Below are 20,683 nucleotides of genomic sequence, written 5' to 3'. Positions count from 1 at the left end.
GGGTAGGGATGGAGTCATGCTGGGACGAGGGAAGCGGAACCGGAAGCCGGCGATCGACGCGCGCCGGGAGGGCGGTGCGGTGGTGGGTCCGGAAGTCGAGGCAGCGTTCCAGGAACTGTCGGCGGCGGAGACCGTGGCCTTCGGTGGCGTGGGCATCGCGTCGACGGTCCTGCCGGTCACCGAGGCGTACCGGACGGTCGAGCGGCTCCTCTCCGACCAGGGCGACCGGTTGAGGCCCCGGCTGACCGCCCTGCTCACCGAGGGTTCCCCGGCCGGTCGGGTGTACGCGGCCACCCTGCTCGACCGGCTCGACCCGGAGGAGGGCCGGTCCGCCTGGGCGGCCCTGCGTGCCGATCCGGCCGAGTTCACCCTTTTCAGTGGATGTGTCATGCACCGCGCCACGGTCGGGGAGTACGCCGTCGACCACCCGCACTGATCGGTGTTCATCACTCATCGTAGTTGAGTGATAGCTCAGATGTGCCCGCGTTTACGCAGGTGCGCGGGCTTGTTACCGTCTTCGGCCGAGCGGGGTTCGGGGAGGCGGGGGCGATGGACGGTGCAATGGCGTACCTGGTGGCCACGGCCGGTTGTCTGACCGGGGTGGCCGGAGTGGTGATCGCCGTCCTGGCGTTGCGCCGGTCACGCACCGGTGGGCGCCCCGGGATCCGTTCCGTTTCGTGGACGACGACGCGGACGCGCTTCGTGGCGACCCTCGGAAGGTACGCCCCGGCGACATCGTCGAGATCCGGCAGACCCCGTACGGGGTACGCGGCAGCCTGCGGATCAACGAGGGCGCCTGGGTCTGGTACGAGCACCTGCTCGACGACGCCAACGGCACGAAGTGCTGGGTCTCCGTGGAGGAGGACCCGGACCTGGAGCTGGTGCTCTGGACGGTCGTGCCGGACAGCCGACTCACCCCCGGCGCGGCGAAGGTGACCCTCGACGGCCAGCGGTACACCAGCAAGGAGACCGGCCAGGCCCGGTTCAGGGGGACCGGCAACACCGGGCTCAACCCCTCCGGGTCGATGCGCTACCACGACTACCGGGGCCCCAACGGCACCCGGCTCTCCTTCGAGTCCTTCGAGGGCGGTGCCTGGGAGGTGGCCCGGGGTGAGGTGCTGCACCGGGCCGAGGTCCGGATCTATCCGCAGGCCGCCGACCGATGACCGAAAGGCCCTGACGACCCGATGCTGGTCAGCCTGGACACCCCGTACGCCGACACCACCGCCGCCGACCTCTCCCTCGCGCTCGACGGGCCGGAGCGCCCGGCCCTGCACGTACTGACGGTCGACCTGCCCGGCCGGGTGGCGGTACGACTGCGCCTGCTCGGCGCCTCCCATCAGGTCCTGCTCGACGCGCCCGGGACCAGCCGCTCCGAGACGGTGGCCTGCCTGCCGGGCAGCCCGCCCAGTCTGCCCTCCCGGGTGGAGGAGCCGGACGGCCGGTACCGATTCGCCGCCGAGGTGCTGCGGCTGAGCCGGGCCGAACTGGCCGCCCGGATGGCCGTCCTGCGCACCGAACTCGTCGACGACCCGTACGCCCTCGTCGGGGTCTTCCCCGGCGACCAGGACGCGATCACCGCGCTGCGGGTCCGCCTGGAGACCGCCGGGTCCGCCGAGGGGACGCCGGAGGCGCAGGCCACGGTGCGCTGGCAGACCTGGCACGCGTACCCACAGACCGGTGAGCTGGTCCAGACCGAAACGGCGGTGAACCTGTCATGACCTACCGCAGATGGTTCGTACTGGGGACGATCTTCGCCCTGGTGGGCGCCCTGATCGCCGCCTTCGCCATCTTCTACGGCAACTTCTCCCCCCGTGGCTACGTGGAGGACCGGTACCGCCGGACAGCCCAGTACGACATCACGGGCAACGCCGTCGCGTACACCTCAGCGAAGCAGCCGAGTCAGGTGGCCAAGGAGGTCACCGACGCCTGGCAGCCGGCTGACCAGTACGTCGACGGCAGCGGTGTCTACCTCCGCTACGACGACGACTCCGTGGTGATCCTGCCGCTCGCCGCCGGCTCGCTGATCCTGCTGGAGAAGGTCTCGACCGCCTATCCGCGCTACCACTCGACGGTCGGCAACGGCTGGGGTTGGGGCCGGGGCAACACCGTCCGGGGTGGCGGCCCCGGCAGCGGCAAGTGACACCGGCCCCAGCGGCACGTGACACCGGCCCCAGCGGCATGTGACACCGGCCCCAGCGGCACGTGACACCGGCCCCAGCGGCACGTGACACCCCTCGTACGAGCAGAACCCACCCCCGGGAGTTGAGATGTTGCCGAACCTCGCCACCGACCTGCTGGTCACACTCGCCTACGGAGTCGTGGGTGTGGTGCTGATGGGCATCGGCTACGCGCTTGTCGACGTGGCCACGCCCGGTCGGCTGAACGAACTGATCTGGGTACAGCGCAACCGCAACGCCGCCCTGCTGCTGGCCTCGAACCTGGCCGGCGTGGGCATCATCGTGGTGGCCGCGATCGCGGCCAGCGAGGACGACTTCGTGGCCGGCATCGTCAGCGCCTCGGCGTACGGCATCCTCGGTCTGGTCATCATGGCCGGCGCGTTCGTGCTGCTCGACGTGGCGACCCCCGGAAAGCTGGGGGAGATCCTGGTGGAGTCGGAGCCGCACCCGGCCGTCTGGGTCTCCGCCGTCGTGCACCTGGCCACCGGGGCGGTCATCGCCGCCGCGATCAGCTGATGGGCGCCCCGAAGCGCCCGGACGGGCGGAGCGACCGGATGACAGCCGCCGGGTCGGGGCGCGGGACGACCGCCGTGCCGGGGCGTCGGGCACGGGGACGGCGCTGGTCCGGACTGGCCCTGGCGGCGGCCGCACTGCTGGCCGTCGGCGCCTGTGGCAGCAGCGATGCCAGCACGGTCGTACCGCCGCCGACCGACGCCCAGCGCGCCGACACCGTACCGATCCTCCAGCGCGCCGCGCAGGCCCAGGGCATCTGCTACGGCTGGCGGCTCCAGGAGAGCTACAACGACGTGGTCAGTGTCGGCTCGAACCTCGGCGACGGGGTGCCGGTCGAGGACCAGGAACGCTGCCCCCGCTGGGTCGAGATCTCGGCGGTCGTCTACTACTACTCGTCGAACAGCGAGCTCGAAGACTCGGCCAGCGTCGAGGTGAACAGCTCGGGCGATGTGGCCGAGTACCGGATCGCCGCAGGTCTGCAACGGTTCGGGCTGGACGACAAGGTGTTCGTCGACGATCCGGGTTGGGCGATCACCCGGGCGGCGACCATGCTGCCGCTGCTCACCGCCGAGACCGGGGACGCCAGCCCGGCGCCGGTGGTCACCGGTGGGCCGCCCGCGTCGGTGCAGGCACTGCCGGACGCCGGGAACGACTACTGGCGGGACCGGCGGGGGTTCTTCATCGCCGGTGGGGTGATCCTGCTGATCACGGTACTGCTGCTGGTCGTAGGGCTGGTCAGCCGGCAGCGGTCCCGGGCGTGACCGCCGGGGCCGCGCAGATCGACGTGGCGGAACCGACCGGCCCGGCCCGGCCGTACCGACGGCTGGCCCGGGCCGGCGTGCTCGCTGCGGTCTTCGTCTGCGCCGCGTGCGGGCTGGTCTACGAGCTGGCCCTGGTCGCCCTCGGCAGCTACCTGATCGGGGACACCGTCGGGCAGGCGTCCATCGTGCTCGGTGTGATGGTCTTCGCGATGGGCGTCGGTGCCCTGGCCGCCAAGCCGTTGCAGCCCCGGGCCGCTGCCGCGTTCGCCGCCATCGAACTGCTGCTCGCCCTGCTCGGCGGGCTCTCCGTGCTGGGTCTCTACGCCGCGTTCGCCTGGCTGGACCTGTACGCCCCCGCCCTGGTGGCCACCGCGTTCGTCCTCGGACTGCTGATCGGTGCGGAGATCCCGCTGCTGATGGTGCTGCTGCAACGCATCCGGAAGCAGGCCGCCGGCAGCGCGGTGGCCGACCTCTTCGCCGCCGACTACGTGGGCGCCCTGCTCGGCGGCCTGGCCTTCCCCTTCCTGCTGATGCCGGTCTTCGGTCAGCTCAAGGGTGCGCTGGTGGTCGGGGCGGTGAACGCGCTGGCCGGACTCGCGTTGGTCTTCACCGTGTTCCGCCGGGAGCTGAGCCGGCGGGCCCGCGCCGCGCTGACCGCCGGCTCCGTCGTGGTGGCGCTCTGTCTCGGGTACGCCTACCTGACCGCTCAGGACTTCGAGGTGACCGCCCGGCAGCAGCTCTACCGGGATCCGGTGGTGCACGCCGAACGCAGCCGGTACCAGGAGATCGTGCTCACCCGGTCCGTTTCCGAGCCCGGTCGCAGCGGCACCGACCTGCGGCTCTACCTCAACGGCGACCTCCAGTTCAGCTCCACCGACGAGTACCGCTACCACGAGGCCCTGGTGCATCCGGTGCTGCGCGGCCGGCACGCCGAGGTGCTGGTCCTCGGCGGTGGCGACGGGCTCGGGGTACGCGAGGTGCTGCGCTATCCGGACGTGGCCCGGGTGACCGTGGTGGAGCTGGACCCGGCGGTGGTGGCGTTGGCGCGTACCGAGCCGGTGCTGCGGGAGCTGAACCGGGGCGCGTTCGACGACCCCCGGGTCCGTCTGGTGCACACCGACGCGTTCGCCTGGCTGCGTACCGCCACGGAACGCTTCGACACGGTGGTCATCGACCTGCCCGACCCGGACGAGACGGCCACCGCGAAGCTCTACACCGTCGAGTTCTACGCGCTGGTGCGGGCGGTCCTCGCCCCGGACGCCCGGATCGTGGTGCAGGCCGGTTCGCCGTACTTCGCACCCCGGTCGTACTGGTCGATCGAACGGTCGCTGCGGGCGGCCGGCTTCGCCACCACGCCGTACCACGTGGACGTGCCCTCCTTCGGCGACTGGGGTTTCCTGCTCGCCGCGCCGGGAGCCACCCCACCCGCGCTGGAGTTGCCGGCCGGTGCCCCGGCGCTGCGCTTCCTCGATCCGGAGACGTTGCGACTGGCCGGGAACTTCCCGGCCGACCGGCGCCGGCTCGACGTTCCCGAGTCCACTCTGCTGCAACCCCGGGTGCTGGAGTACGCCCGCGCGGAGTGGCGCGGTTACTGAGCTGCCACCTGCCGTTTCGTGAGGTTGACTGGTCGGGTATCGATACTGTGAGTCATCAATCCACGAAGGGAGAGTCGTGACGGACCCCAGGAACCCCGCCGCCCCGCCGGCCAGGACACGCCCGAGCAGCGTGACGATTTCCAGCTATCTGCTCATCCTGTTCGCCGTGCTCCAGGTGATCACCCTGATCGTCGGGCTGACCGTGCTCAGCACGATGCAGGAGGTCTTCCGGGACGCCTACGCCGGGACGTCGCTGGAGGGCGCCGAGACGATCGCGACGGTCTCCGGCATCGGCGCGGCGGTCGTCGGACTGCTCCTCGCCATCGGGTTCGTGGTGCTGGCTGTACTCAACAACCGGGGCAAGAACGTCTCCCGGATCATCACCTGGGTACTCGGCGGCATCGCACTCTGCTGCACGGGTGTGGGGCTGGCCGGCAACGCGCTCAACGGCATGATGAGCGGCCAGACCGGCGGCGACGTACCCAGCCAGCAGGAGATCAACCGTCGGCTCGACGCGGCGCTGCCGTCCTGGTACGAGCCGGTGAGCAACCTGCTGACCGTGCTCGCCCTGCTCGCCCTGCTGGTGGCACTGATCCTGCTCGCCCTGCCGGCGTCGAACGAGTTCTTCCGCAAGCCGCAGACGGTCTGGGAGCCGCCGGTGCCGGGCGCCAACTACCCGGGTTACCCGTCGACCGGCACGCCCGGATATCCGCAGCACGGCACGCCGGGGTACCCGCAGTCGGGTGCGCCCGGGTACCCGCCGACCCCCGGCCAGCCCGGGTACCCGCAGCAGGAACCGCCGTCGGGTGGGCCCGGGTACCCGCCGCCCGGGGGCGACAACCCGCCGGGTGACCGGCCGGGCCCGTCGGCTCCGCCGCCGACGAGCTGACCGAAATCACCGGTTGCGCCGGTCCCTCCGGGTAGGTTCCAGCAGAACGACTGCTCGGAGGGATCGGCGATGTCGTACCCGAACTGGACGCCGGCCCCGGTCCCGGCGGAACCGGCGGTGCCGGTGCGTCGGCCCGCCGTGGTCACGGCTGCTGCCGGGCTGCTGGTGGTGCTGGCAGCCGGTGGGCTGCTCGCCTCGGTCGTGGTGCTGCTCAGCCTCAACGGCACCGTCGACCGGTTCCGGGCGGCTGCCGCCGGTACGGCCGCCGACCCGGACCAGGTCGACGGGATGGTCCTGCTGCTGCGCGGGCTGGCCACCGCGGCCACCCTGCTCTCCGTGGCCGCCGCGGTGCTGCTGGTGGTCTTGGCACTCGGACTGCTGCGCGGTGGTGCCGGCAGTCGGGCCGCGACCTGGGGGGTCTGCGGCCTGGGCCTGCTCTGCGGCTGCGGTGCCCTCACCCTGTCGGGCGTGCAGCGCGCGGTGCCGTTGCGCCTCGGGACCGACAGCGCGGTGACGGCGGACCTGGTCGCTGCGGCGACCGGCGCGTACCCGTCGTGGTGGCTTCCGCTCAACGCGGGGCTTTCGGTGGCCCAGGCGCTCGGTTACCTTGTGGTAGCCCTGCTGCTGGGGTCGCCTCCGGCGAACGGCTACTTCCGTCGTCGGCCACCCGGGCAGCAGCCCGCACCGACCGCCGTACCGCAGCAGCCCTCGACCACCGAGCCGTCGTACCCGGAGCGGACGACGCCGCCGCAGTGAGGACCAGCCGTGCCCGCATCGCCGGACCAAGGCCCATCGCCCGTCGCCGGCCCGCCCGCGACCGGACGTACCGCCCTGGTCACCGGGGCGACCGCCGGGATCGGGGCCGCCTTCGCCCGCCGGCTGGCGGCGGAGGGCCACGACCTGGTGCTGGTGGCCCGGGATGCCGTCCGGCTGACCGGTTTCGCCGAGGAGTTGAGCGGACGGCACGGGATCTCGGTGGCGACCCTCCCGGCCGACCTGTCCACCGATGACGGCTGCGCGGCGGTGGAGCAGCGACTCGGTGCCGATCCACCGGTCGACCTGCTGGTCAACAACGCCGGGATCAGCCTCAACCAGCCCTTCCTGCGTTCCAGCGTCGCCGACGAGACCCGGTTGCTCCGGTTGAACGTGCACGCGGTGCTCCGACTCACCCTCGCCGCCCTGCCGGGGATGACCGCGCGGCGACACGGGGCAGTGATAAATGTCTCTTCCGTGGCCGGCTTCGGTCCGGTGATGCCCGGCTCGACGTACTCCGCCAGCAAGGCGTGGGTGACCAACTTCAGCGAGTCGGTCGGTCAGTCCGTCCGGCCGTACGGGGTGCGGGTGATGGCCCTCTGCCCGGGCTACACCCGTACCGAGTTCCACCAGCGGGCCGGCATCAACATGTCGAAGATGCCCCGCTGGATCTGGCTGGCGGCCGACGACGTGGTCGCGGAAAGCCTTCGTGACCTGCGGAAAGGCCGGCTGGTCAGCGTCCCGGACTGGAAGTACAAGCTCGCCGTCGCGGCCCTGCGGGTCGCCCCGCAGCGGTTGGTGCACGCGGTGACCCGGGATGCCAGAGGTCGTATCGACCGGGACGGTTACTGACCCGTAACCCGGCGGGAGCCGGTCCGTGCCGGGCCGCTGCGGACGGTCGACCCGACACCGGAACCGGACCGTCCGTTGCGGAGCGTGACCGCTCATCGACGCGTACCGGTCGCCTTAAAGGCTGATCCCGGTGGACCCTGCGTACGTCTCCCAGACTTGCGCAGTACCCTTGGGCGCCATGGGGGCCCACGACGACCTGCGTAAATTCATCTCCGACCTGGCTGTGGTGCATGGCCGGGTGGTGCTCTCCTCCGGCCGAGAAGCGGATTGGTACGTCGATCTCCGGCGGGTGACACTTCATCACGCGGCGGCACCGTTGGTAGGGCAGGTGCTGCTGGATCTGACCGCTGACTGGGACTACGACGCGGTCGGAGGACTGACGCTGGGGGCGGACCCGGTGGCGTGCGCGATGCTGCACGCCGCTGCCGGGACGCGACGCCAGCTCGATGCCTTCGTGGTTCGCAAGGCAGGTAAGGCGCACGGTCTGCAACGGCGGATTGAGGGGCCTGAAGTAGCCGGTCGCCGGGTATTGGCGGTGGAAGATACCTCGACAACGGGTGGCAGTGTGCTCACCGCGGTCGAGGCACTACAAGAGGCCGGGGCTGAGGTCGTGGGCGTGGCGGTTATTGTTGATCGAGGTGCTGGCGACGCGGTGCAAGCCGCCGGATTGCCTTATCGCGCTGCCTACACGTTGGCTGACCTCGGCCTTGTGGCCTAAAAATTTGCCGATTCGGATCTGCGGATATGCAGGCGGGTCGATGCTGCTGGTGGAAGGATGTATTACGTGGGAACTGCGTTGGCTGAAATGACTATGCCTCAGATCTCGCCGCTTGCCGGCGAGCCGATCGAACGTGCCGACGCTGAGCGGCTCGCGGGGGTGCTCAAGGCCCTCGCCGACCCTGCTCGGCTGCGGCTGCTCAGCCTGATCCAGTCGGCGCCCGAGGGCGAGGCGTGCGTGTGCGACCTGACCGCACCGCTCGGCCTCTCGCAGCCGACGGTCAGCCACCACCTGCGGATCCTCACCGAGGCCGGCCTGCTCGAGCGGGAGAAGCGTGGTGTCTGGGCGTACTACCGGCTGGTGCCGACCGCGATCGCGACGATCGCGGATCTGCTGACCCCGCCCCGTAAGCGCGCCACCAAGAAGGCTCGCTGACTCATCATCCGGTTGTCCGGTGTCCCCTCGTGAGGGGACACCGGACCTGACCCGGGTGCGGGTACCGCCGGTGTGGTGACACCACCCGTCGGTGGGTACCCGGACGGACGGTCTCCGACCGGACCCCGGTGGGCGGTGCGCTGCCCGTCGACCGGTCGGTCAGTACCGGCCGTAGTGCTCGCGGGTCTCCCGGATCGCCTCCTCGGCTGCCGCGCGCTCCGCAGCGGTGGTGCCACGCTTCGCCGCCATGCGCGCCCGGAGCAGCTCGATCACGATCGGCACCACCGACACGAGCACGATGCCGATCAGGATCAGCTCGATGTTCGCCTTGACGAACGGGATCTGGCCGAGGAAGTAGCCGAGCACGGTGACACCCGTGCCCCAGAGGACCCCGCCGATGATGTTGTAGATCACGAAGGTGCGGTACCGCATCCCACTGATCCCGGCCACGATCGGCGTGAAGGTCCGCACGATGGGCACGAACCGGGCCAGCACGATCGACCGGGCGCCGTACTTCTCGAAGAAGTCGTGCGCCTTGATCACGTTCTCCTGCTTGAACATGCGCGAGTTCGGCCGCCGGAAGAGCGCCGGACCCACCTTCTTGCCGAACAGGTAGCCCACCTGGTCACCGGCCACCGCCGCGACGGTGATCAGCAGGCAGACCAGCCAGAGCGGGTAGGTGACGTACTTCCCGTCGGCGGTGAGCAGGCCGGCGGTGAAGAGCAGCGAGTCGCCCGGCAGGAAGAACCCGATCAGCAGGCCGGACTCGGCGAAGACGATCGCCAGGATGCCGAGCAGCCCGAACGTCGAAATCAGCCACTCCGGGTCGAGCCAGTCAGGACCCAGAGCCAGCACGGTGGTGGGCGTCGACACGAGTTGACCTCCGATGTCTGCCGTCCGGGCGGACTGTCCGCCCCCGGCGTCGGCACGCCCGTAGTCTAGGTGGCCGCCAGGTCAGCCGGTGCTCGACGTCACACACCCCGGGCCGGGCCCATGGCGGTGGGTGCAGGCGCGGCCCCGGGTGTGACGCCAGCGGCGTCGGCGCCCCGCCAGGGGGACACCGACGCCGGCCGGTTCACAGTCGCGGATCCACCGGCTCCGACTCGGACGCCAGGATGGCGAAGACCAACTCGTGCCGGCGCCACAGCGGGGCCCCCTCGGCGAGCCGGTCCAGGGCGGCCAGCCCCAGCCCGTGCTCGGTCAGCGCCAGGCCCCGTTTCCGCCCCAGCGACCGCTTCCGCAGCGCGGCGAGCTGCGCCGGCTCGGTGTACTCCGGCCCGTAGATGATCCGCAGGTACTCCCGGCCCCGGCACTTGATGCCCGGCTGGAGCAACCGGCCCTTCGCGTTGACCGCACCGGGACCGGCGTACGGCTTCACCACCATGCCCTCACCGCCGTCGGCAGTCAGCGCCAGCCACCAGTCCGTCGCGGCAGCCACCGCCGTGCCGTCGGCCAGCTCCACCACCAGCCGGCGGGTTGGCGTGAACAGCTCCGGATCCACCGCACAGAGCCGGTCGGCCAGGGCCAGGTGCCAGCCGTGGTCCCGGTCGGCGTACGACCGGCCCGCCCCGGCGAGCACCGCGAACGGCGCCAGGGTCACCCCGGCCAGCCCGTCGGTGGGCCCCACGTAGCGCCGGTAGGCGGCCGAGTAGCGGGCCACGTCCGCCGCCCGGCGGGCCATCCGGTCCCGCAGCGCCGCCACGTCGAGCCCTCGTCGCCCGGCGGAGGCCAGCACCTGGTCCACCGCCGGCAGGACGTGCCGCCCCGCCGCGCCGACGCTGGCGTACCGGCTGCGGATCAGCCCGCCCGCCTTGGCCGACCAGGGCAGCAGCTCGCAGTCGAGCAGCAGCCAGTCGGTGTCCAGCTCGGCCCAGAGGCCGGTGACGTCCACCGCCCGGCGGACCCGGTCGAGGAGCTGCCCGTCGAGCGGGTCACCGAAGAACGGCCGGCCCGTCCGGGTGTACACCACCCCGCCGCCCGGACCGAACGGGCCGGCGTCCGGCTCCCGCCGGACCAGGACCACCGCCCGGGAACCCATGTGCTTCTCCTCGCAGACCACCCGGTCCACCCCGGCCGCCCGGAAGTCGGCGAACGCCTCGGCCGGGTGCTCCAGGTAGCCGGGCACGGTGGAGGTCGAGCAGGGCGCCATGGTCGGCGGCAGCCAGACCAGCCACCGGGGGTCGACCGCGAAGCGGCTCATCACCTCCAGGGCCGCCGCCGAGTTCTCCGCCGGTACGGTCACCTTCCCGTAGCCGTAGTCGACGTGCCGGCGCCCCGTCACGTCGGTCAGTTCCAGCGTGTCGTCGGTCCGCTGGCTGCCGGTCGGTACCAGCGGCCGGACCGGCGGGTAGTGCTCCTTCTCGGCCGGGACCGAGACCAGTTCCCGGTCCGGGTACCGCAGCGCGGTCAGCGCACCACCGAAGACACAGCCGGTGTCGATGCAGATGGTGTTGTTCACCCACTCCGGGACCGGGGTCGGGGTGTGGCCGTACACGACCATCGCCGAACCCCGGTAGTCCCGGGCCCACGGGTAGCGCACCGGCAGGCCGTACTCGTCGGTTTCGCCGGTGGTCTCCCCGTAGAGCGCGAACGAACGGACCCGGCCGGACGCGCGGCCCTGGTACTCCTCCTTCAACCCGGCGTGGGCGACCACCAGCCGCCCGCCGTCGAGCACGTAGTGGCTGACCAGTCCGTCGATGAAGGCCGCCACCCCGGCCACGAACGCCGGGTCCTCGGCGTCGAGCTGGGCCACCGTCTCGGCCAGCCCGTGGGTGAGCTTCACGTCCCGGCCGCGCAGCCGGCGCAGCAGTTTCTGCTCGTGGTTGCCGGGCACGCAGATCGCGGTACCGGCGGCCACCATGCCCATCACCAGGCGGAGCACCCCGGGCGAGTCCGGGCCGCGGTCCACCAGGTCCCCCACGAAGACCGCGGTACGACCCTCCGGGTGGACGGCGCCGACCGGACGCCCGTCGGCGTCGGTGCGCAGCGTCCAGCCGAGCCGGACCAGCAGTGTCTCCAGCTCGGCCCGGCAGCCGTGCACGTCACCGATGATGTCGAACGGCCCGGTCAGCTCCCGCCGGTCGTTGAAGAGCTTCTCGTACCGGATCTCGGCGGCGTCGATCTCGTCGACCCCGCGCAGCACGTACACCTTGCGGAAGCCCTCCCGGGCCAACCGGCCGAGGGACTGCCGCAGGTCCCGCTGCATCCGGGTGATCACCCGCCGGTCGAACGTCCGGTCCGTACGCGCCTCGGTCCGCTCCCAGGCGACCGCCTCCGGTACGTCCAGCACGATCGCCACCGGCAGCACGTCGTGGTCGCGGGCCACCTTCACCAGGGCCTGCCGGGCGTGCGGCTGGAGGTTGGTGGCGTCCACCACGGTCAACCGTCCGCCGCGCAGCCGCTTGCCGGCCACGTAGTGCAGCACGTCGAAGGCGGTCGCCGACGCCGACTGGTCGTTCTCGTCGTCGGCGACCATCGCCCGGAAGGCGTCCGAGGAGAGCACCTGGGTCGGGGCGAAGTGCCGTCGGGCGAAGGTCGTCTTGCCGGAGCCGGAGACCCCGACCAGGGCGACCAGGGCGAGTTCGGGAATCTCGACGACGGTCATGCCGGTACCTCCTTCTCGTCGTCGCCGACGGTGCCGGTGGCCTGCTGCTCAGCGACGGTGCCGACGGTCTGCTGCCCGGCTGCGGTGGTGGTGGCGCGGGTGAGGACGGCGAGCTGGGTGGGGGCGCCCACCTCCGGATCGTCCCCGCCGATGCCGCTCAACGCGACCCGGTAGCCGTACGTGTCGGCGACCCGGTGCGCCCAGTCGGCGAACTCGGCCCGGGTCCACTCGAACCGGTGGTCGTGGTGCCGGGCCTGCCCGGCCGGCAGTCCCTCGTACCGGACGTTGTACTCGACGTTCGGGGTGGTCACGACGACGGCGCCCGGTTGGGCGTGCCCGAAGACCGCCGCCTCCAGCGCGTCCAGCCGGGACGGGTCGACGTGCTCGATCACCTCCATCAGCACGGCCGCGTCGTACCCGCGCAGCCGGTCGTCCCGGTAGGTCAGCGCGGACTGCCACAGCCGGATCCGGTCCCGCTGCCGTTCGGGCAGCCGGTCCAGGCGCAGCCGTCGCTCGGCCATGGCCAGTGCGGCGGTCGACACGTCGGTACCGACGATCTCGGTGTACCGGCGGTCGGCGACCAGGTCCACCAGCAGCGCACCACCACCACAGCCCAGGTCCAGTACCCGGCTGGCGCCGCTGTCGGCGAGCGCGGCCAGGACGGCGGTCCGCCGCTGGGCAGCCAGCGACGGCAGCCGGACGGGCGTGTCCGGCCCGTTCGCGGGCTCCGCCCCGGTGACCGGGTCCGGTGCCGTACCGGCACCACCGTCACCATGGCTGTCGGTTTCGGAGTCGGTGACCGTGTCCGCGTCGGCCGGCTCGTCGGCCAGCCGCAGCTCGGCCAGGCGGTCCAGCGCCGACTGGGCGAGAGCCCGCTGGTGGGCCAGGTAACGCCGGGTCACCAGGGCCCGTTCCGGATGGTCGGCCAGCCAGCCCGCACCGGCCCGGAGCAGCTTGTCGATCTCCTCCGGGGCGACCCAGTAGTGCTTCGCGTCGTCCAGCACCGGCAGCAGCACGTAGAGGTGGTTCAGCGCGTCGGCCAGGCGGAGCGTGCCGGTCAGGGTGAGGTCCACGTACCGGCTCGCCCCCCACTCCGGGTGCTCCTCGTCCAGCCCCACGGCGGTCGCGGTCACCGTCCAGCCGAGCGGGGCGAAGAGCCGCCCGACCAGTTCCGGACCGCCCTGGCAGCGCAGCACCGGCACCCGCACCTCCAGGGGGATCGGCGTACCGGCCAGCTCCGGCCGGTCCCGGGACTCACCGCGCAGCGCCGACCGGAACACCTTCGCCAGCGCCGAGGCGAGCAGGCTCGACGTCGCGTACGGGCGGTCGTTGACGTACTGGCCGAGGGTGAAGCCGTCCGGGGCGGAACCCTTCGCGCCGCCCCGGTTCCTCGTCCCGGTCAGCAGCCGCTGTGGATCGACGTCGAGCAGCAGGGCCGCAGTGCAGCACTCCTCGCTCGCCTCGGCGTAGAACACGTACGCCGTACCGGTGGGCAGGTCGAACGCGTGCATCCGGTCCGGGTGCTTGACCAGCAGGTAGCCCAGGTCGGTCGCCGGCCGGTGGGTGGTGGTGACGGTGAGCAGCACCGCATCATGGTGGCAGCCGGTTCGATCTTGCGTCCTCCCGATTTCGTGCCAGCTGCAACGGTTCCGGCCCCACCACCCGTCAGCAGGGTGAGGCCTGGGAGGTGCAGTGACGTACGAGGAGTTCGCCGACTCGCGGCTGACCGCGCTGTTGCGGTACGCGGTCATGCTGACCGGGGATCCGCACCAGGCGCAGGACCTGGTGCAGGAGACGATGGTCCGGGTCCAGCTCAACTGGCGCCGGGTCGCCCGGGCGGACTCGCCGGAGCGGTACGTCCGCCGGATGCTCACCAACCAGTACGTCGACTGGCGGCGTGGCTCCTGGATGCGCCGGGTACTGCTGCGGGCCGAGCCGGCGGAGACGGTCGTGGTACCCGTCGACCACGCCCAGGCCACCGCGGACCGCGACCAGGTCTGGTCCTGGCTGGCCCGGCTGCCCCGCCGCCAGCGCGCCACCCTCGTGCTGCGCTACTACGAGGACCTGCCCGACGCGGAGATCGCGGAGATCCTCGGATGCGCGGTCGGGACCGTCCGCGCCTCCATCTCCCGTGCCCTGGCCACCCTGCGCGCCGAACTCGTGGAGGCTTAGATGATCGAGGACGAGCTCCGTTCGGCCTTCGTCCGGCACGAGCGGTCGATCCCGCCCGTCGGGCCGCTGCGTGCGGCCATCGACCTGGCCGTGCAGCGCCGCCGCCGGCAGCGGTCCCGGCTACGGGTGGCCGGTGCGGCACTGGCCGTGCTGCTGGCGGTCGCGGTGGGCGTACCGCTGGCGGTCGCCGACCGGGAGCGGGTACCGGCCGGACCGGGCAACCTGCTCGGTGACCGGGCCACCCCGGCGGCACCGGCCGGGCCGCTGAACCTGCTGCTGCTCGGTCTGGACGGGGGGAGCGACGACCCGGCCCTGCGGGCCGACTCGGTACTGCTCGTGCACCTGCCGGCCGACCGCAGCGGAATGTACCTCATCGCCCTGCCCCGGGACCTGACCGTGCCGGTCCCCGGGGGCGGGGAACGGAAGTTGAACAGCGTGTTCACGGTCGGCATGGGCGGCGCCGCCGACCGCAGCGCCGGATGGGAACTGACCCGGCAGGCCGTCACCGACCTGACCGGCGTACCGATCGACGCCGGCGCCACGCTCACCTACCCCGCACTGCGGAAACTGACCGACGAACTCGACGGGGTACCGCTCTGCCTGCCCCGGAAGGTCCGCTCGGTGCACACCGGACGGACCTTCCCGGCCGGTTGCCAGCACCTCGACGGGGCGGCGGCGCTCGACCTGCTCCGGCAGCGACTGGGCCTGCCCGACGGGGCCCAGGACCGGGACCGGCACGCCCAGATCTTCGCCGCCGCGCTGTTCCGCCGGGCCGGGGACCGTGACCTGCTGAGCGAACCGGCCGGACTCTTCACCCTGCTCCGTACGCTCGGTGACCACCTCACCGTGGCGGGCGGTGAGACAGGGGTCGAACGGCTGGTCGCCGAGGCGCCCCGGCTGGCCGACGGCATCCCGGTGGTCGCGGTCGACCTGCCGGTGACGGTGAGCGGGGCCGGGCAGCCCTTCGCGATGCGCCTCGACACCAGCTCAGCCGACCCGTTGCTGGCCGCGTTGCGGACCGGCCGGCTGGCGGACTGGGCCCGTGCGCACCCGGACCGGGCGACCGTGGAGTAGGTCGGGTCAGCGGTAGTCGTCGTCCGGGCCGACCACCCGGGCCTGCTCCATGGCATCCCAGTCGTCCACCTCCAGGCCCCGGTGCGGTACCGGCTCCTCCTCGGCCGGATCGGCCACCATCGCCTGCTCGACGGCGTCGTGCGCCGGTGCCTCCGGGTCCCGCTCGTCCGGGCTCAGATGGTCACCCGGGGCGAAGTCCTCGTCGGGCTGACCCATGTCGCCTCCCTGAGATCTCGGCAGTCCAACCCACCGTACGGGTAGAGGCTGCTGCCCGCCGGGAGGCCACGGCAAACGCCAGTCGCCCGATTGGCCTCCCCTGGACGCCGGACGGTGCCACGATGGGGCGGTGGGATTCCTGGTCAGGCTCGTGATCAACGCGATCGCGCTGTGGATCACCACCCTGGTGGTCAGCGGGATCGAGGTGGGCGGTCGGACCGGCGGCAACAGGGCGTTGACCCTGCTCGCCGTCGCCCTGATCTTCGGCGTCGTCAACGCCGTACTCAAACCGGCCATCCATCTGATCGGCTGTGTCCTGTACCTGGTCACCCTCGGCCTGTTCGCGCTCGTGGTCAACGCGTTGCTGTTCCTGCTGACCGACTGGATAGCCGGCAAGCTCCAGCTGCCGTTCCAGGTGGACGGCTTCTGGCCGGCGTTCTGGGGCGCCATCGTGATGGCGGTGGTGAGCTGGTTGATCAGCGTCGTGGTACCGGACCGGCTGGAACGGAGCTGACCGGCGGCTGGCGCGGAGCCGGCCGGCCGGTGGGCCGGTACCGGCCGGGGCGCGCCGACCGGGCCGGTGGGCCCGTACCGGCCCGGTTGTGCCGGTGCAGGCCGACTACGGGATACTTCCGGCGGAGGACAGCGCGGTCCGGCGCAGCCATGGAACGACAGCGGCCGACACGGCCGAGAGCGGTAAGTAAGGAGCGTTTGACATGCCCATCGCTTCCCCTGAGGTCTACGCCGAGATGCTCGACCGCGCCAAGGCCGGCCGGTTCGCGTACCCCGCGATCAACGTGACGTCCTCGCAGACCCTCAACGCGGCGCTGCGGGGCTTCGCCGACGCCGAGAGCGACGGCATCATCCAGGTCTCCACCGGTGGCGCGGAGTACCTCTCCGGCCCGACCGTCAAGGACATGGTCACCGGCGCCGTGGCGTTCGCCGCGTACGCCACCGAGGTGGCCAAGAAGTACGACGTGAACATCGCGCTGCACACCGACCACTGCCCGAAGGACAAGCTGGACAAGTTCGTCCGGCCGTTGATGGCCCTCTCCAAGGAGCGGGTGGCCCGGGGCGAGCAGCCGCTGTTCCAGTCGCACATGTGGGACGGCTCGGCCGTGCCGGTCGCGGAGAACCTGGAGATCGCCGCGCAGCTCCTCGACGACGCCGCCCAGGCCAAGATCGTCCTGGAGATCGAGGTGGGTGTCGTCGGCGGTGAGGAGGACGGCGTCGAGAACGCCATCAACGACAAGCTCTACACCACCGTCGAGGACGGACTGGCCATGGTCGAGGCGCTCGGCCTCGGCGAGAAGGGCCGCTACATGGCGGCGCTGACCTTCGGCAACGTGCACGGCGTCTACAAGCCGGGCAACGTGAAGCTCCGCCCCGAGATCCTCAACCAGATCCAGGAGGCGGTCGGCGCCAAGTACGGCAAGGAGAAGCCGCTCAGCCTGGTCTTCCACGGTGGATCCGGCTCGCTGCTGTCCGAGATCCGCGAGGCGCTCGACTACGGCGTGGTCAAGATGAACATCGACACCGACACGCAGTACACCTTCACCCGCCCGGTCGCGGACCACATGTTCCGCAACTACGACGGCGTGCTCAAGGTCGACGGCGAGGTCGGCAACAAGAAGCTGTACGACCCCCGGGTCTGGGGCAAGGCCGCCGAGGCGGGGATGGCCGCGCGCGTCGCCGAGGCGTGCGAGCACCTGCGCTCCACCGGTACCACCCTGGCGAAGTAGTCCTTTCTTCCCGGTCCGTGCGGCCGTCCCCCTCCGGGGACGGCCGCACGGCCGTTTCCGGCGCAGGGGCCGGCGGCCGTCATCCCGTGGCGGTGAGCAGCCGGACCGCCTCGTGCACGTCGTCGGTCAGGTGCACCGTGCCGGACAGGTCCCCGAACGGGGACGCGGCCAGCAACGGCTGGAGCAGGGCACCGATCGGCAGGGTGGTGGTCCAGAACTCCCGGTCCAGGAAGACGTACGCCCCGCTCGCGCCGTCCGTGCCGTAGTACGTCTTGGTGGCCGCCTGGAAGACCTCCTGGACCGTGCCGGCCCGGCCGGGGGCGAAGACGATCCCACCCCGGGCCAGCCGCAGGATGGTGTCCTCCCGGATCGCGTTCGAGAAGTACTTGGCGATCCGGCCGGCGAAGAGGTTCGCCGGCTCGTGGCCGTACAACCAGGTGGGGATGGCCAGCCCACCGCTGCGGGCCCAGTCGTGCGGGCCGCTGACGAAACCGGGGTCCCGGTCCGGTGCCCCCGAATCGCCGAACCGCTCCCGGACCGCGAGTGCGGTGGCCGTGTACCGTCCGTGGTCGGTGAAGTCCGGCGCCGAGGCGAGCAGGTCGATCGCCTCGGCCAGCGCGTCGACGTCCTGCCCGGCGAGATACGCGCCCAGGTTCGCCGCCTCCATCACGCCCGGCCCACCGCCGGTGACCACCAGCCGGTCGGCGCGGGCCAGTTCCCAGCCCAGCCGCGCGGCCAGCCGGTACGCGGCACTGCCCCGGGGGACCGCGTGCCCACCCATCACCCCGACCACCGACTGCGGGCCGTGTACGGCCAGCCAGGAGCGGGTCGCGTCGGCGAGCGCGTTGTCGATGCCGTGGTCGTGCATCCGTTGGGCGAGCGCCTCCCGGACCTCCGGGACCGCCCCGCCCTGCTCCCGGAAGTGCCGGTACACCCGGGTGTCGTACATGCCGTCGAAGCCCCCGGCGGCGAAGCCCTCGGCGAGTTCCTCCGGCCGGTACAGGTGGGTCGGCTGGGTCGGGTACGGCAGGTCACGGAACGGGGGTACGACGTGGGCACCCCGGCGGACCATCTCCGCCTCGACCTCCACCGACGGGAAGTGGCACCCGACGAAGAGCGTGTCGGTCAGGTCGACGGTGGAGAGGTCCGGTGCCGGGGCGACGTCCAGGTACAGCCCCTGCACGGTCAGTCCGGCGAGGCTGCCGGCGGCGAGGTGACGGTCCAGTTCCGCCCGGCTCTCGATCTCGTGTTCGGTGGTGTCGTGCAGGTCGATCACGTCGACAGGGGGTGGGGTCGGCATCCGGTCATCGTGCCCTGCACGGGCAACCGCCATGCATCCGCCGACTGGAATGTCGAGAGCCCGGCGGAAACGTCGAGAGCCCGGTGGCTGACGCCACCGGGCTCCCTTTCAACCGGTTCCTGGGGAGGCTCCGGATCTTCATTTGTAGTCGACGCCGTCGCCCGCCACACCGGCCGCACGCGCAACCGGTGGTCAACCGTTCAGCCAGCGTCAACGGGCCGCCCCGCGCACCGGGCCACCGTCGGGACGGGTTGAATGGGCAGATGCAGAACCTGTTGCCTGAACCACCGGCCACGCTCCTGCCCGCCGACGAGGCCGCCGAGGCGGCGCTCGCGGAGGCCCGCGGGACGGACACCGACGAGGCGTACGCCTCGGTTGCCGCCCGCTTCCCCACCTCGTGCGCCGCCTGGGGTGCGCTGGGGGCACGCGCGCTGGCCGAGGGCGCGACGGTGACCGCGTACGCGTTCGCGCGTACCGGCTACCACCGGGGCCTGGACCAGCTGCGCCGCAACGGCTGGCGCGGGCACGGCCCGGTACCGTGGTCGCACACCCCGAACCGGGGTTTCCTGCGCTGCCTCTACCTGCTCTCCCGGGCCGCCGACGCGATCGGTGAGGCGGACGAGGCGGCCCGCTGCGCCCAGTTCCTGCGGGACTGCGACCCGGCGGCGGCGGACGCCCTGTCCAGCAGCTGACCCGGGGCGTCGCCCCGCCGACCCGGTCGCGTCGCGCGCCTGACCGGGACCGGACCGGTGGCCCGACCGAGGACGGGACGCCGTCAGAGGCCCTCGGCGACCGCCGCTGCGATCTTCAGCCAGGCATCCCGGGTCGCTGCGGAGAGCTGCCCGTACCGGATCGGCTCACCCGTGTCGATCAGCCGCTCGTACGGCGCCAGCAGGACCGCCCTGGTCCGGGCGGCGAAGTGCTGCTCGATGGCGGGCAGGTCGATCTCCTTGCGGGACGGGGGCATCGAGACCACGGTGACCGCCTGCCGGACCAGCCGTTGCCGGCCGCTCTGCTCCAGGTGGTCGAGCATCCGGGCGGCGGTCTCGGCGGAGTCGTTCCGGGCGGACATGGTGATCACGAGCTGGTCGGTGGCGTCCATCGCGGCCTGCCAGTTCTGGGCCCGGACGTTGTTCCCGGTGTCCACGAAGATCAGCTTGTAGAACCGGCTGACCACCTCACGGATCTCGGCGAACGCGCTGGCGGTGAGCATCTCGCCGCCGGTGGCCGACTCGTCGGAGGCCAGCACGTCGAACATCCCCTCGCCCTGCGAGCGGACGTACTGCGACAGGTCACCGACCCGGCCGTGGGCTCCCTGGAACTGCCCCAGGTCGCGCAGCATGTCCCGGACGGTCCGGGAGTGGAAGTCCTGCTGGGCGCGCATGCCGAGGGTGCCCTGGGTCTCGTTGTTGTCCCAGGCCAGCACGTACCCGCCACGTTTCTGCCCGAAGGTCATGGCGAGCAGCAGGATGGCCACCGTCTTTCCGGCGCCGCCCTTCGGGTTGACCACGGTCACCTGGCGCAGCCCGCCGAAGTTGCGCCGGACCATGTCGATGTCCCGCTTGAGTTCCTGCTCCTGCCGTCCGGGGGCGAGCTTGACCAGGCCGAGCGTGGTCTTGTTGACCGCTGCCCGGATCCCCATCGTGGCGACCGGGTCCACCGGTCGGGCCGCCCGCCGCCGGGCGAAGTCCTCCGCCGTGGGGGCGGCTCCCTCCGCCGGCCAGGCCGGCTCGGGCTGACCGGCCGCTGGCCAGGCCGGCTCCGGCTGACCGGCCGCCGGCACCCGGACCACGCCGGGTGTCTCCTGGTACGGCTGCTGCGGCACCGGGTGCACACCCGGATGCTGAGCCGGGGCGGGTTGCGGTGTCTGTTGCCAGGG

At 71.9% G+C, this 20,683-nt stretch carries 21 protein-coding genes and 2 pseudogenes; 17 read left to right on the top strand and 6 right to left on the bottom strand.

The features are described from left to right. From GSF22_RS13770 to GSF22_RS13715, 12 genes and pseudogenes are all read left to right on the top strand, one after another. Positions 1–436: hypothetical protein (locus tag GSF22_RS13770; protein ID WP_244367352.1), on the top strand; the 436-nt coding region annotated here is incomplete at its 5' end. Between the two features lie 113 nt (positions 437–549). Beyond that, positions 550–1,166: pseudogene (locus GSF22_RS13765) on the top strand (DUF4178 domain-containing protein). 21 nt (positions 1,167–1,187) lie between these two features. Then, on the top strand, positions 1,188–1,721 hold the full coding sequence (locus GSF22_RS13760; RefSeq protein ID WP_208813949.1) for a DUF2617 family protein: 534 nt from the start codon (positions 1,188–1,190) through the stop codon (positions 1,719–1,721). Then, positions 1,718–2,143, top strand: coding sequence for a DUF4247 domain-containing protein (locus GSF22_RS13755; RefSeq protein ID WP_208813948.1), 426 nt, complete (start codon positions 1,718–1,720; stop codon positions 2,141–2,143). Before GSF22_RS13760 ends, GSF22_RS13755 begins: the two co-directional genes overlap by 4 nt. A gap of 127 nt (positions 2,144–2,270) precedes the next feature. After that, positions 2,271–2,696, top strand: a complete 426-nt coding sequence (locus tag GSF22_RS13750) for a DUF350 domain-containing protein (RefSeq protein ID WP_439957777.1) — start codon at positions 2,271–2,273, stop codon at positions 2,694–2,696. A 38-nt stretch (positions 2,697–2,734) separates the two neighbouring features. Beyond that, positions 2,735–3,454, top strand: coding sequence for a hypothetical protein (locus tag GSF22_RS13745; RefSeq protein ID WP_208813947.1), 720 nt, complete (start codon positions 2,735–2,737; stop codon positions 3,452–3,454). A gap of 23 nt (positions 3,455–3,477) precedes the next feature. Then, positions 3,478–5,049: a polyamine aminopropyltransferase gene (locus GSF22_RS13740; protein ID WP_208813951.1), complete on the top strand. Its 1,572-nt coding sequence runs from the start codon at positions 3,478–3,480 to the stop codon at positions 5,047–5,049. A 130-nt stretch (positions 5,050–5,179) separates the two neighbouring features. Continuing rightward, positions 5,180–5,938, top strand: a complete 759-nt coding sequence (locus GSF22_RS13735) for a hypothetical protein (protein WP_307803975.1) — start codon at positions 5,180–5,182, stop codon at positions 5,936–5,938. 69 nt (positions 5,939–6,007) lie between these two features. Next, on the top strand, positions 6,008–6,694 hold the full coding sequence (locus GSF22_RS13730; RefSeq protein ID WP_244367351.1) for a hypothetical protein: 687 nt from the start codon (positions 6,008–6,010) through the stop codon (positions 6,692–6,694). A 9-nt stretch (positions 6,695–6,703) separates the two neighbouring features. Further along, the gene (locus GSF22_RS13725) at positions 6,704–7,543 is read left to right on the top strand and encodes an SDR family NAD(P)-dependent oxidoreductase (protein ID WP_208813946.1); all 840 of its coding nucleotides are present in this window, start codon (positions 6,704–6,706) and stop codon (positions 7,541–7,543) included. A 178-nt stretch (positions 7,544–7,721) separates the two neighbouring features. After that, positions 7,722–8,261 (top strand): orotate phosphoribosyltransferase, encoded by a 540-nt coding sequence (gene pyrE, locus GSF22_RS13720; protein ID WP_208813945.1) that lies wholly within the window; start codon positions 7,722–7,724, stop codon positions 8,259–8,261. A 57-nt stretch (positions 8,262–8,318) separates the two neighbouring features. Then, a complete protein-coding gene (locus tag GSF22_RS13715) occupies positions 8,319–8,696 on the top strand; it encodes an ArsR/SmtB family transcription factor (protein WP_208813944.1) in 378 nt (125 codons plus the stop codon). A gap of 159 nt (positions 8,697–8,855) precedes the next feature. On the opposite strand, the gene GSF22_RS13710 is transcribed toward GSF22_RS13715, so the two are convergent. The 3 genes from GSF22_RS13710 to GSF22_RS13700 form a co-directional block, all read right to left on the bottom strand. Further along, positions 8,856–9,569: a DedA family protein gene (locus tag GSF22_RS13710; protein ID WP_208813943.1), complete on the bottom strand. Its 714-nt coding sequence runs from the start codon at positions 9,567–9,569 to the stop codon at positions 8,856–8,858. A 202-nt stretch (positions 9,570–9,771) separates the two neighbouring features. After that, the gene (locus GSF22_RS13705) at positions 9,772–12,300 is read right to left on the bottom strand and encodes a polynucleotide kinase-phosphatase (RefSeq protein WP_208813942.1); all 2,529 of its coding nucleotides are present in this window, start codon (positions 12,298–12,300) and stop codon (positions 9,772–9,774) included. Continuing rightward, entirely contained in the window at positions 12,297–13,886 is a 1,590-nt protein-coding gene (locus GSF22_RS13700; RefSeq protein ID WP_208813941.1) for a 3' terminal RNA ribose 2'-O-methyltransferase Hen1, read from the bottom strand. The genes GSF22_RS13705 and GSF22_RS13700 overlap by 4 nt, the downstream gene beginning before the upstream one ends. A 106-nt stretch (positions 13,887–13,992) precedes the next feature. Between GSF22_RS13700 and GSF22_RS13695 the strand changes: the two genes are divergently transcribed. Together GSF22_RS13695 and GSF22_RS13690 are read left to right on the top strand one after the other, a co-directional pair. After that, entirely contained in the window at positions 13,993–14,472 is a 480-nt protein-coding gene (locus GSF22_RS13695; protein ID WP_208813940.1) for a SigE family RNA polymerase sigma factor, read from the top strand. After that, positions 14,473–15,546: an LCP family protein gene (locus tag GSF22_RS13690; protein WP_208813939.1), complete on the top strand. Its 1,074-nt coding sequence runs from the start codon at positions 14,473–14,475 to the stop codon at positions 15,544–15,546. Between the two features lie 6 nt (positions 15,547–15,552). Here the strand turns inward: GSF22_RS13690 and GSF22_RS13685 are convergent, their stop codons facing one another. Further along, positions 15,553–15,762, bottom strand: coding sequence for a hypothetical protein (locus GSF22_RS13685; protein ID WP_208813938.1), 210 nt, complete (start codon positions 15,760–15,762; stop codon positions 15,553–15,555). Positions 15,763–15,892: 130 nt separating this feature from the next. Here GSF22_RS13685 and GSF22_RS13680 point away from each other — a divergent pair, with 130 nt between their 5' ends. Both GSF22_RS13680 and fbaA read left to right on the top strand, forming a co-directional pair. Beyond that, positions 15,893–16,276: a phage holin family protein gene (locus GSF22_RS13680; protein WP_208813937.1), complete on the top strand. Its 384-nt coding sequence runs from the start codon at positions 15,893–15,895 to the stop codon at positions 16,274–16,276. A gap of 202 nt (positions 16,277–16,478) precedes the next feature. Next, on the top strand, positions 16,479–17,504 hold the full coding sequence (gene fbaA / locus GSF22_RS13675) for a class II fructose-bisphosphate aldolase (RefSeq protein ID WP_208813936.1): 1,026 nt from the start codon (positions 16,479–16,481) through the stop codon (positions 17,502–17,504). 79 nt (positions 17,505–17,583) lie between these two features. Here the strand turns inward: fbaA and GSF22_RS13670 are convergent, their stop codons facing one another. Continuing rightward, complete coding sequence (locus GSF22_RS13670; RefSeq protein WP_208813935.1) at positions 17,584–18,804, bottom strand: LOG family protein; 1,221 nt, start codon at positions 18,802–18,804, stop codon at positions 17,584–17,586. A 263-nt stretch (positions 18,805–19,067) separates the two neighbouring features. On the opposite strand from GSF22_RS13670, the gene GSF22_RS13665 reads away from it, so the two are divergent. Next, complete coding sequence (locus GSF22_RS13665) at positions 19,068–19,496, top strand: DUF3151 domain-containing protein (RefSeq protein WP_208813934.1); 429 nt, start codon at positions 19,068–19,070, stop codon at positions 19,494–19,496. 83 nt (positions 19,497–19,579) lie between these two features. On the opposite strand, the pseudogene GSF22_RS13660 reads toward GSF22_RS13665, so the two are convergent. Further along, a pseudogene (locus GSF22_RS13660) lies at positions 19,580–20,683 on the bottom strand (chromosome partitioning protein); the annotation flags it as partial.

The organism is Micromonospora echinofusca (assembly GCF_017614955.1).
Lineage (GTDB): Bacteria > Actinomycetota > Actinomycetes > Mycobacteriales > Micromonosporaceae > Micromonospora > Micromonospora echinofusca_A.
Note: the sequence above shows the minus strand (reverse complement) of the source record. Positions and strands in the feature narration are given on the sequence as shown.